This window comes from Nonomuraea sp. NPDC005983, from assembly GCF_040614375.1.
GTDB lineage: Bacteria > Actinomycetota > Actinomycetes > Streptosporangiales > Streptosporangiaceae > Nonomuraea.
Window position 1 is genome coordinate 86,509 of sequence record NZ_JBEXUP010000014.1, and the last position, 11,042, is coordinate 97,550.

Annotated in this window: 9 protein-coding genes and 1 pseudogene; 4 read left to right on the forward strand and 6 right to left on the reverse strand. The window is 73.1% G+C overall.

What is annotated here, in order from left to right; genetic code table 11:
• Positions 1 to 43 precede the first annotated feature (43 nt).
• The 3 genes from ABZ297_RS09795 (at position 44) to ABZ297_RS09805 (ending at position 4,060) form a co-directional block, all read left to right on the forward strand.
• Complete coding sequence (locus ABZ297_RS09795; RefSeq protein WP_355342219.1) at positions 44 to 2,194, forward strand: protein kinase; 2,151 nt, start codon at positions 44 to 46, stop codon at positions 2,192 to 2,194.
• Positions 2,195 to 2,249: 55 nt separating this feature from the next.
• Positions 2,250 to 2,528 (forward strand): MOSC N-terminal beta barrel domain-containing protein, encoded by a 279-nt coding sequence (locus ABZ297_RS09800; RefSeq protein WP_355342222.1) that lies wholly within the window; start codon positions 2,250 to 2,252, stop codon positions 2,526 to 2,528.
• Positions 2,529 to 2,791: 263 nt separating this feature from the next.
• On the forward strand, positions 2,792 to 4,060 hold the full coding sequence (locus tag ABZ297_RS09805; RefSeq protein ID WP_355342225.1) for an MFS transporter: 1,269 nt from the start codon (positions 2,792 to 2,794) through the stop codon (positions 4,058 to 4,060).
• 73 nt (positions 4,061 to 4,133) lie between these two features.
• Here the strand turns inward: ABZ297_RS09805 and ABZ297_RS09810 are convergent, their stop codons facing one another.
• Together ABZ297_RS09810 and ABZ297_RS09815 are read right to left on the reverse strand one after the other, a co-directional pair.
• On the reverse strand, positions 4,134 to 5,720 hold the full coding sequence (locus tag ABZ297_RS09810) for a bifunctional 3'-5' exonuclease/DNA polymerase (protein WP_355342228.1): 1,587 nt from the start codon (positions 5,718 to 5,720) through the stop codon (positions 4,134 to 4,136).
• A 20-nt stretch (positions 5,721 to 5,740) separates the two neighbouring features.
• The gene (locus ABZ297_RS09815; RefSeq protein ID WP_355342231.1) at positions 5,741 to 7,237 is read right to left on the reverse strand and encodes a metallophosphoesterase; all 1,497 of its coding nucleotides are present in this window, start codon (positions 7,235 to 7,237) and stop codon (positions 5,741 to 5,743) included.
• Positions 7,238 to 7,365: 128 nt separating this feature from the next.
• Here ABZ297_RS09815 and ABZ297_RS09820 point away from each other — a divergent pair, with 128 nt between their 5' ends.
• Complete coding sequence (locus tag ABZ297_RS09820) at positions 7,366 to 7,779, forward strand: hypothetical protein (RefSeq protein ID WP_355342234.1); 414 nt, start codon at positions 7,366 to 7,368, stop codon at positions 7,777 to 7,779.
• Positions 7,780 to 7,862: 83 nt separating this feature from the next.
• Here ABZ297_RS09820 and ABZ297_RS09825 read toward each other — a convergent pair.
• The 4 genes and pseudogenes from ABZ297_RS09825 to ABZ297_RS09840 all read right to left on the reverse strand — a co-directional run.
• A pseudogene (locus ABZ297_RS09825) lies at positions 7,863 to 9,002 on the reverse strand (FAD-binding oxidoreductase); the annotation flags it as partial.
• Entirely contained in the window at positions 8,930 to 9,481 is a 552-nt protein-coding gene (locus ABZ297_RS09830; protein ID WP_355342237.1) for a vitamin K epoxide reductase family protein, read from the reverse strand. The pseudogene ABZ297_RS09825 and the gene ABZ297_RS09830, both read right to left, overlap by 73 nt.
• On the reverse strand, positions 9,462 to 10,181 hold the full coding sequence (locus tag ABZ297_RS09835; RefSeq protein WP_355342240.1) for a thioredoxin domain-containing protein: 720 nt from the start codon (positions 10,179 to 10,181) through the stop codon (positions 9,462 to 9,464). Before ABZ297_RS09835 ends, ABZ297_RS09830 begins: the two co-directional genes overlap by 20 nt.
• 84 nt (positions 10,182 to 10,265) lie before the next feature.
• Positions 10,266 to 11,042, reverse strand: a 777-nt coding sequence (locus tag ABZ297_RS09840) for a M56 family metallopeptidase (protein WP_355342243.1), incomplete at its 5' end; no start/stop codon positions are given.

The window sequence follows — 11,042 nt, forward strand, 5'->3', positions numbered from 1 at the left end:
CGGCGGCGCGTGTGACCGGCGCGGCTGAGGATGGGGACGGGACATGGCCGACCGCTTGCTCCACGGCCCAGGCGCCGAGGGCGGCGCTCCGCAGAGCCAGGGGAGACTGATCGGCAGGCGCTATCGGCTGATGTCGCCGGTCGGCAGGGGCGGCATGGGGATGGTGTGGCACGCCCACGACGTGCTGCTCGCCCGTGACGTCGCGGTCAAGGAGCTGATCCTGCCCTTCGGGCTGGACCACGCGGGCAAACAGGTCGCCTATCGGCGGATGCTGCGGGAGGCCAGATCGGCCGCGCGGCTGACGCACCCGAGCATCGTGACCGTCCACGACGTGGTCGAGGAGGACGGCCGGCCGTGGATCGTCATGGAGCTGGTACAAGCCTGGTCGCTGGAGCAGGCGGTGCGGCAGAGCGGGCCGCTGCCGGTGGTCCAGGCGGCGGAGATCGGCATCAGGGTGCTGGAGGCGCTCCAGCACGCGCACGCGGCCGGCATCCTGCACCGTGACGTCAAACCGGGCAACGTGCTGCTCACGGCCGACCGGGTGGTGCTCACCGACTTCGGCATCGCCGCCATCGAGGGCGACGTGACGATCACGCAGACCGGGCTGCTCATGGGGTCGCCGGCGTACGTCCCGCCGGAGCGGCTGTCGGGCCAGTCGATCACGCAGGCGGCGGACCTGTGGTCGTTCGGGGCCACGCTCTACGCGGCGGTCGAGGGACGTCCGCCCTATGAGGGGCCCGACGCGATCGCCGTCCTCGGCGCGGTGCTGACGCAGGAGCCGATCACGCCGCAGCGGGCGGGCGCGCTCCTGCCGGTGATCGAGGGGCTGCTGCGCAAGGACCCCGTCGAGCGGCTGACCTCGGAGCAGGCCGCGGAGCTGCTGGAGCGGGTGCTGCACGCGCACGGCTCGGTACGGCCGCGCGGGACGGAGGCGCCGTCGTCGCTGCCGACGCGGACCGACTCGACACCGGCCGCCCTGCTGCCGCCGCTCGACCAGCCGTCGGGGCCGATGCCCTCGCGGATCGTGGAGACGCCTTCGGGGCCGGTGCGGGTCCCGTACGACCCGATGGCCGGCCACGCGGCGTACGACAGCGTGCAGGACGGGACCGGCGCCGGCAGGCCGCCCCGAGCGGCCGGCTTCGACGCCTTCGGCAGCGGCTCCGGACCCCAGCAGCCCCCCTTCGACCCGCCGGACCGCCCGGCCGCCTCGCCGCCGGAGCGCTTCTCCCCTTTCGGCGCCCCCACCGGCCCGGCTCCGTCGAACTCCCCCCACGGCGCCTCCACGGGACCGCAGACCGCCTCCTTCGGCGACTCCCCGCATCCGGAGAGCTCGCCGTCCGGCAGCCCGTCGGCGCCGCATCCCGTGGTGGACGCGCTGCCCGTCCCGCACACCGCGCCGCCGGAGCCGAAGCCGATCCTGCCGCTGGGCGGTGACAGCCGAGCCACCCCGTGGCCGATGGCGTCCCCGGACGACCTGCGTGACCACTCTCGCGAGCTGGCACGCGACCTCGACCACCGGCGCACCTCGAGCAGGTCCGGCCAGGCCGAGCGGGCCACCAAGGGCAGGCGCAGCCCGGACACGGGCGGCTGGCTGCGCGACGGGCGGCCGACAATCCGCCTGATCGTGACCGGGATCGCCGCGGCCGGAGCGGTGACGGCGGTGGTCCTGTTCGCCACCTCCGGCGGCTCCCACGCGCCGAAGACCGGCGCGTCCACCTCCCCCACGAGCGCCGCGGCCGCGCAGCCGGAGGCGTCGCCCCCGCCGGAGGGCTACAAGAAGCACACGCCCGCCGGGCTCTCGGTGGCCGTCCCGGCGAACTGGAAGGCGGCGGCCTCGGGCGGCAGGACCACCTTCACCGGCCCCAAGGACTCCGGCATCAAGATCACGGTCGAGCAGGCGCCCCCGCAGCCGGACGGCGGCCTGTCGGAGCTGGGCCGCGAGGAGGCGGCCGGCCGCGTCGACGGCTACATCCAGGTGCAGCTCCAGCGGGCCCGCTACCGCACCTGGAAGGCCGCCGACTGGGAGTACACCTACACGCTCGCCAACGGCGTCCCGATGCACGCTTTGACCAGGCACGTCACGATCGACGACAGCACCGCCTTCAAGATCACTTTCGACATGCCGGAACTCAAGTGGGACGACCAGGCGCAGACCCGCAGAGTCTTCTTCGACACCTTCCACCGGCCCGGCTGACCGTCCCGCGAAAGCGCCCGATTCGCCGGGGTGACCGTGCGGTACGGTCGGCCGCATGAAGCTGGCGAGCATCCGTTTCTATCCGGTGAAGTCCACCAGCGGTCACGACGTCGACGAGGCCGAGGTGCAGCCGTGGGGGCTGGCCGGCGACCGCCGGTACGTCGTCACCGACGAGCACGGCGAGATGCTGACGGCGCGCAAGGTGCCCAGGATGCTGGCCTGCCTGCCGCACCTCGACGGCGACACCCTGACGCTCACCGGCCCGCACGCCGCGCCCCTGCGCGTCGTGCCCACCGCCGAACGCAGGACGGTCGCCATCTGGACCGTCCTCTGACCCGGGAGACCCACCGCCGCCTCGCTGCCGAGCCGTCCTCACCGGCTTCCCCCTCGGAACCACCGCCAGCCCGCAGAGCCGCCCCGGCCCCTCCCCGGAACACCGCCGGCTTCCTTCGGAGGCGCGCCCACCGTCCTCCCCCGAAGACGCCCCTCGGCCACAAGCACCAGCCCAGGGGCGGCTCACGGGGCGAGCGGGCTGGTTTCGTGGGGGGCTCGCTGTCGCCTTTGGGTGGATCTCGGGGACTATGCGAGACTTCACGGGTGACCAGCACCCCCACAAAGCCCCCAATCTCCCCTGCAGATCGCATCCGCAGCATCCAGCGCCGGACCCTCAGCGTCCTGTCCGCGGCGCAGATCGTCGGTGGAGTGGGGGTGGCCGTCGGCCTGGCGCTCAGCTCGGTGGTGGTCGACGAGCTGTCGGGGTCCACGGTCATCAGCGGCTTGGCCGGCACCGCGACCGTCCTGGGCGCGGCCCTGCTGGCCCTGCCGACCGCGAAGGCGTCCAGCGGGGGCGGGCGGCGGGCGGGCCTGGCTCTGGCGTACGTGGCGGCGCTGGCCGGGTGCGCGATCTCGGTGGCCGCGATCAGCATGGGCAACTGGCCGTTGCTGCTCGCCGGGCTGGTGCTGGTCGGCGGCGGCAGCGCGGGCAACCTGGCCGCGCGCTACTCCGCGACCGACCTGTCACCGCAGGGGCACGCGGCCCGTCACCTGTCGCTGGTCGTGTGGGCCGCCACGATCGGCTCCGTCGCTGGGCCGAACCTGGCCAAACCCGCCGACCAACTGGGGATACAGGCGGGCCTGGCGGAGAAGGCCGGCCCGTTCGCGTTCGCGGCCCTCGCGTTCGCCCTGTCGCTGGTGATCATCATCGTGGGGTTGCGTCCCGACCCGCTGAAGCTGGCCAGGGAGCTGGACGGCACCCAGCATGACACCGGCAGGCGCACCCGCACGGTGCGGGACGCCTGGCAGACGCTGCGCACCACTCCGATGGCCCGCAGGGCGCTGGTGATGATCGCGGTCAGCCACACGGCGATGGTGTCGGTGATGTCCATGACCCCGGTCAAGCTCCACCACGACGGCTCGACCCTGGACGTCATCGGCCTGGTGATCAGCCTGCACATCGCCGGGATGTACCTGATGTCGCCGGTGGCGGGCTGGCTGGCGGACAAGGCGGGCAAGATCCCGGTGCTGCTGATGGGCATGGCGCTGCTGCTCAGCGCGGCGGCGCTGGCGGGGACGGCGGGGCACCGGGTCTGGCAGGTGACGGCGGCCCTGGTCCTGCTCGGGCTGGGCTGGTCGTGCGGCCTGGTGGCGGGCTCGGCGCTGGTGTCGGAGTCGGTGCCGCTGGAGCGCCGCCCGGCCGTTCAGGGCCTGTCGGACCTGATCATGAACGTGTGCGGCGCGACCGGCACGATCATCGCGGGCGCGATCGTGGGCATCCTGTCGTACGGCGTGCTCGGTGTGACGGTGGGCGTGATGGTGACGGCCGCGGGGCTCTGGCTGCTGCTCGTCTGGCGCCGGACCGGCGGCTGACGGCCGGTCACCAGGCGCCGAACCGACCGCCGGCCACCCGGCGCACAGCTGACCGGCGTGCGACGGACCGGGGTCACTTGGCGTCGGCGTAGCAGCTGACCGCGACCGCCTCCATCGGGAAGCGCACCGGCGTCGGCCCGAACAGCAGCCTGGACGCCTCCGCCGCAGCGGCCGACACCGCGGCGATGACCTGTTCGGCCTGGTCGAGCGGGCAGTGCACGATGACCTCGTCGTGCTGGAAGAACACCAGCCTGGACGGGGCGGGCAGCAGCCCGCGCAGCACCGCCATCAGCGCCAGCGCCCACTCGGCGGCGGTGGCCTGCACGACGAAGTTGCGGGTGAATCTGCCCCGGTCGCGGGCCGCCCTGCTGCCCTCGGGCCCCGACACGAGCTCCTTCCACCGCTCGGACGGCGGCGGGCTGGTACGCCCCAGCCAGGACCGGACGAGCCGGCCGTCCTCGCCGGCCTTGGCCGCGTCCTCGACGAACTGGTAGGCCTTCGGGAAGCGCTGGCGCATGACCGCGAGCAGCTTGGACGCGTCGCCGCTGGTGCCGCCGTACATGGCCGACAGCATCGCGATCTTGGCGTTGCCGCGCTCGCCGCCGAACGACCTGGCCAGCGCCGAGTACAGGTCGATCTCGCCGGCGGCCCTGGCCAGGCCGACGTCGCCGGCCATCGCGGCCAGCACGCGCGGCTCCAGCTGCGCGGCGTCGGCGACGACGAGCGCCCAGCCGTCGTCGGCCACCACGGCCCTGCGCATCGACTTGGCGATCTGCAGCGCGCCGCCGCCGCTGGTGGCCCAGCGCCCCGACACCACGCCGCCCACCACGTACTCGGGACGGAAGCGCCCGTCGCGCACCCACTGGTCGGCCCACACCCAGCCGTGGAAGCTGTGCAGCCTGGCCAGCTCCTTGTAGGCGAGCAGGGGCGCGACCGCCGGGTGGTCGACCTGTTTCAGCTCCCACGACCGGGTCGTCTTCAGCGCCACGCCCGCCGTCTTGAACGCCTTGACGAGCTGCTGCACCGAGTCGGGGTTGACGGGGTGGCCGAAGGCCGCCGACACCTCGTCGGCCAGCGCCTGCAGCTTGGCGGGCCGCATGCCGTGCACCGGCCGCGGACCGAGCAGCTCGGTCAGCAGTTCGTCGTGGATGTCGCGCCGCCACGGCATGCCGTCGTGGCCCATCTCAGCCGCGATCAGCGCGCCCGCGGACTCGGCCGCGACCAGCAGCCTGAACCTGCCGGGCTCCGGCAGCGCGTCGATGCGCCGCAACTGGTCGGCGAGCACCTCGGCCACCGCCTCGGCGTCGAGGGGTTCGGGCGCGAACAGCGTGCCGGGCATGCTGGGCTGCTCGTCGGGTACCGGCAGCCCGTGCAGGCGGGCGTGGGCAGCCCTGGCCGAGCGCGGCTCGCCGAAGCGGCCCTCGCAGGCGAGCAGCAGCCCCTCGGTGAGCGCGAGGTCGTGGCAGCGCGACACGCGCACGCCGGCGGCCAGCAGCAGCGGGTACGCCTCGCGGGTGTCGGCCCACACCCACCGCCTGCCCGGGGGCCGCCCGGCCTCCAGCTCTCGCACGGCCTGTGCCAGGTCTTCCGGTCGCCTGGCCGGCCCGCCCGGCGCGAGCGCCGTCTCGAGCACTGTCTCGCCCGCCACCACTACGTACACGCCCCAAGCGTGCCAAACGGCTACGACAAACTGATGCTGACCTCGTCCTCCAGCGGAGGGTCGAGCTCCTGGGTCCGGCAGCCGGTGGCGGCGAAGCAGCGCACCTTGAGCGTCTCCGGGGTGACCGACAGGTGCAGGAACTGCTTGAAGAACGGCGGGGTGTCCCAGTCGGACAGCTCCGACAGGTAGCGGTGGAAGACCGTCGCGACGGGCAGCCTGAACGGCATCGGCCAGGAGCCGAGCAGCCGCGCCGCCCACCGCATCCGGCGGGTGATCCTCACCTGGCCGAGCGGCCGGACCGGGTCGTTGCCGATCTGCTCCGACATGATGCAGGAGGCCTCGTCGGGGGTGAGGTAGATCCACTTCATCCGCAGCCGCTTGGCGTAGAGCTGGCTGTAGAACGACAGGGAGTCGCCGCGCAGCGGGTAGCACCTGAAGTCGTCCTCGTGCACGCCCGCCACGTCCACGCGCTGGATGGTGTGGGTGGCGTGCATGAACGCGCCGCCGCCGCCCGAGACGATGTACTGGATCACCCGGTCGCCGACCTTGACCGGGTAGCGCTGGTAGTTGTGCACGTCGCCGCCGATGGCGGCCACGTAGCGGTGCGCGGGGTCGCGGATGATGTCGTCGATCGTGCCGCCGCCTTCCAGGGGGGACGGCTTGTACTCGTTGCGCGTGTAGATCGGCTTGCCGGTGACCAGGATCTTCGGGCGCGGGTCGCGCGAGACGCGCCGCAGCCAGTCGGCCTGCTGACGGTCGATCGTCCCTTTGATGCCGGTGTCGACGCCGACGACGAGCAGGCTGTCCGACTCGATCACCCAGTACGGCCCCGGCTGCGCGGCCTGCTCCGTGGCCTGCTGTGACGGCCGGCTCCTGAGCTTGCGCGCCTCGGCCAGCCGCCGCTCGTCGATGGGCTCGGGCTTGCGCCACAGCAGGCCGCGTAAGCCGCGCTCGGGCTTCGGCCTGAGCGGCGGGGCGTCGCAGAAGACGCGCATGAAGCCGCCGAGCCCGTCGTACCAGTCGTGGTTGCCGGGGACCGCGTAGATGGGCGCGTCGTAGTCCTGGTAGGGGCGGAAGAACTTGTCGCCGTACTCGTTGCCCGAGCCCGCCGGGTACAGCACGTCGCTGGCGATGACCGCGAAGGACGTGCCATCGCCCACCTTGAGCAGGCCGGGCACGACCGCGTACTGGGAGGCGTCGCCCTCGCCCGTGTCGCCGAGCAGCAGGAAGTCGAAGCTGTCGCCGACGTCGGGGCGGATGCGGAAGCCGGGGTCGGCGCCGCGCGCCTCCTGCTCGGCCACCCACCGCCGGCGCACCTGCCCGGACGGGTCACCGAACAGACCGGAGAGGATCTCGTTGCGCGATCTCCAGAGCGTGCGCGCGTTGAACCAGGTGAAGCCCTTCCTGCCGGGTCTGAGCTGGGCGAACGTGCCGATCTGCGTGCAGGACCAGCCTGCTCCCTCCTCCGACACCCGGGACGAAAGCTGCTTTCCGCGCTCAGCCGTTACTTCCACCATGTCCCTATCTTGGCCGCGATCTTCGGCGCACACACCATGAACGCTCCGTACCGTTAGGAACACAGAAGGTTCACCATGGTGTAGCCTCACGCCCCAAGCAAGCGGTTGTCGCCGCGAAGGGGGCTGCTATGGCCCGTAACGGATCGGATGATGCGACCCGGCGGAGCACCACGGGGGTGGAGCAGGTCGAGGGCCTGCTCGCGTACGCCCAGACCCAGCCGCGCTGGGGGCAGGGCGCCATGAAGAACGCGATGAAGGCGGTGTCCCTCAGCAGGGATCTGGCGGCGCGCGACCCGGCCGAGCACACGCAGCTGCTCGTCCGGTCGCTGCGCACCACGGCCAGGCTGCTGCTGAGGCGCAGGCGCGCGGAGGAGGCGCTGCCGCTCGCGCTGGAGGCGGTCGCGCTCGCCCGCCCCGCGCGCGGCGCGCCGCTGGTCACCTGCCTGTCGACGCTGGCGGAGGTGTACGAGGCGCTGCAGAGGTTCGGCGAGGCCGCCGAGGCCGCCACGGAGGCGGCGAAGGCGGTGGACCCACCCGGCTAGCCACGCGGGGGCACGGGGAGCACAGGGAGCACGGGGAGCACGCGGGCACAGGGGGCACAGGGGGCACAGAGGCGGCGGGCGCCTCAGGGCACCAGCACGCCGGGGTTCAGGATGCCCGCCGGGTCGAGCCGCGCCTTGACCGCTCGCAGGATCTCCACGCCGAGCGGCCCCACCTCGGCCGCGTACGCCTGCCTGTGGTCGCGGCCGACGCCGTGGTGGTGCGAGATGGTCCCCCCGGCCTCGACGATGGCCGCGTTCACCGCCTCCTTGGCGCGTGCCCACTGCGCGACGGGGTCTTCGTCCTGGGCGGTCACCACGGTGAAGTACAGCGACGCCCCTGTCTCGTAGACGTGCGAGATGTGGCACATGACCAGCGGCGACCCGAGCGCCCCGAGCAGTGCGAGCCGTACCGCGTCGTACAGCCTGGGCAGGTTGCTCCAGAAACCGGCCGTCTCCAGCGTCTCGACGGTCGCCCCTACGGCGAGCAGCGAGTCGCGCAGGTAGGGGGCGGAGAAGCGACCGTGCTCCCACGCCGCGCCCGGCTCGGGGCCGAGCGGGACTCCGCCGAGCCGCTCCAGCACGGCCGCCGCCTGCTCGCGCCGCCCCGCCACGGACGCGCCCTCGTGGCCCGCGATCACCAGGCAGCCGGTGTCGCCGCCGCCGATGGCGTCCGGCCTGGCGAGCCCGATCATGGTCTCGGTCTCGTCCGAGAGCCGCAGCACGGTGGGTAGCGGGCCGTCCTGGGCGAGCGCCCGCAGCGCGGCCGAACCCTCCTGGAACGACCCGAACCGCCACCCTTCGTACACCCGCTCGGCGGGCGCGCGCCGCACCCGCAGCCGCAGCCGCAGCGAGGTGATGACCCCGAACGCGCCCTCGGAGCCGAGGATGAGCTGGCGCAGGTCGGGCCCGGCCCCGGACCTGGGCGCGCGCCCCAGTTCCAGGGTGCCCTCGGGGGTGGCGACGGTCAGGGCCACGACCAGGTCGTCGAAGCGCCCGTACCCGGCCGAAGCCTGCCCGCTGGACCTGGCGGCGGCGAAACCGCCCAGCGTGGCGTACTCGTAGGACTGCGGGAAGTGCCCCAGGGTCAGCCCGTGCTCGCCGAGCAGCCGTTCGGCGTCGGGTGCGCGCAGTCCGGGCTCGAACGTGGCGGTCATCGACTCGGTGTCGAGCGACAGGAGCCGGTCCAGGCGCTGGAGGTCGAGCGCGACGACCCCGTCCAGTCCGGCGCGGGAGGCCGCGAGCCCGTGGTCACCGTCCAGACGATCATGCAGTACGGGCAGAGCGCCCCGATGACGTAGAGGCTCTGGTAGATCAGCCAGTGCACGAACACCACCCCGGCGGTGACCCCGGCCTGCAGGCCGAGCCAGAACCAGCGCGGGAACTCGGCTCGGGCCAGCAGGGCCGCCCCGACCGTCGTCACCACGGCGAAGGCGGCGATGCCCAGCAAGGGGTTGGGGAAGCCGAACACCTCCGCCTGCGGGGTGGTCATCACGGAGCCGCACGACAGCACCGGGTTGATGCTGCAACTGGGCACGTAGCCGGGGTTCTTCAGCAGCGCGATCTTCTCGACCGCGAGGACGAACGCCGCCGCCAGCCCGATCAGGCCGCCGACCAGCATCAACCGCGGCAGCAGCCGGGGAAAGCCGCGCTCGTCGACCGGTTCGGCCGCCGGCGCGGCGCTGTCAGCCGGCGAGCGCAGCATCGATGGCCGCCTTGATGTCGTCGGTGGAGCGGGGCTGGATCTTCTTGCCGTTGAGGAAGAAGGTGGGGGTTCCCTCGACGCCGAGCGCCTTGCCGTCGGCGACGTCCTTGTTGATGCGCGTCAGGGTGGCGGGCGCCTGGTAGGCCTTCTCCCAGGTGGCCATGTCCAGGCCGAGACTTTGGGCGAAGGACCGGAACAGCTCGTCGGCCGGCGTCTTCTTCTCCGCCCAGCGCTTCTGCGACTGATACATCCGCTGGTACATGGCCTCGAATTTGCCCTGCTGGGCGGAGGCCTCGACCGCGCGGGCGGCGCGTTCGGCGTTGAAGTGGCTGGCGATGGGGAAGTAGCGCGCCACGAAGGTGACCCTGCCGGTGTACTGCTCGCGCAGCTGCTCGATCACGGGGAAGGCCGCGCCGCATGCCTCGCACTCGAAGTCGAGGAACTCCACGAGGGTGACCTTCCCGTCGGCGGCCGTCTGGAGGCGGTGGCTGTCGGGGCGGACGACCTGGGCGCCGCCTTCGTCGGTGGTCGAGCCGACCTTGGCGACGACGAGCACGGCGGCGAGCACGACGACGAACGCCCCGATCGCCGACAGCGACAGGGCGATGCCGCGCCTGCGCTTGTCCTGGGCTTGGTCCTGGGCCTGCAGGGCCTCGATCTTGGCACGCCGGGCCTGGGCGCGTTGCTGTTGTTCCGACACGACCTCTCCTCGGTAGGGCGGCCCAAATTCTACACAGCGTAGAAGTTGGGCGCGTGGTCATACCGGGATCGCGGTGAACCGCTGTCAGCCGGGCCAGACGAGGCCGCACACCAGCGGGGCCGTGAGGACGGCTACCGGCCCGCTCATCAGCAGCCCCGAGGTGGAGTAGGCGGCCGCGGGCACCCATCGGGGCGCCGCGACCGGCGCGCCCAGGAGCCGCTCCACGCGTTGCACCACCCCGGAGTCGGCCAGCCCCGGCGTCGCCGCCGACGGGCCGGACGACGGTGTGATCATGCGTACGATGGCGCTCGCCAGCACACGGTCACCGTGGTCGCGGCGGGCCCGGTCGTCGGCGAGCATCTCCAGCAGGACGGGCACGGCCTGCCTCGCCGCCCGCGCGACGGGCAGCCAGGGGAAGGCCCGCGCGAGCGCGACGAACGGCAGCAGGAGCAGGTCGTGCCGCCCGTGCGCGTGCGCGCGCTCGTGTGCGAGGACCGCCGCCAGCTCCCGCCCGCTCAACAGGTCGAGGGTGCCGCGGCTCAGCACGATCCGGGCCTCGGGGCCGGGAACGCAGTAGGCCACCGGCTCCCGGCTCGGCAGCACGAAGGCGTCGTGCTCCGCGGAGCGGTCGGCGAGGACGTCCACCAGAAGCCGCTGGCGCCGCTGCTCGGAGACGGTCGTGGCCGCGGTGCGGACAGTGTGGACAAGCAGCCAGGCGATCAGGCCGACCGACCAGGCCAGCGCGGCGACGTGGGCGGGGCCGAGCCCGGCCAGCCCGCGCCCGTCGACGACCTGGTGCCCGAGCGTGTGCATGCCGTGCGGGAACGCCGCCGCCAGCGGCGTCGCGGCCGCGACCAGGCC

Excerpts from the sequence above, each read along its gene's own strand:
- ABZ297_RS09815 (WP_355342231.1), bottom strand. The coding sequence starts at position 7,237 with ATGGTGGAAGTAACGGCTGAGCGCGGAAAGCAGCTTTCGTCCCGGGTG.
- ABZ297_RS09800 (WP_355342222.1), top strand. The coding sequence starts at position 2,250 with ATGAAGCTGGCGAGCATCCGTTTCTATCCGGTGAAGTCCACCAGCGGT.
- ABZ297_RS09830 (WP_355342237.1), bottom strand. The coding sequence starts at position 9,481 with ATGCTGCGCTCGCCGGCTGACAGCGCCGCGCCGGCGGCCGAACCGGTC.
- ABZ297_RS09820 (WP_355342234.1), top strand. The coding sequence starts at position 7,366 with ATGGCCCGTAACGGATCGGATGATGCGACCCGGCGGAGCACCACGGGG.
- ABZ297_RS09795 (WP_355342219.1), top strand. The coding sequence starts at position 44 with ATGGCCGACCGCTTGCTCCACGGCCCAGGCGCCGAGGGCGGCGCTCCG.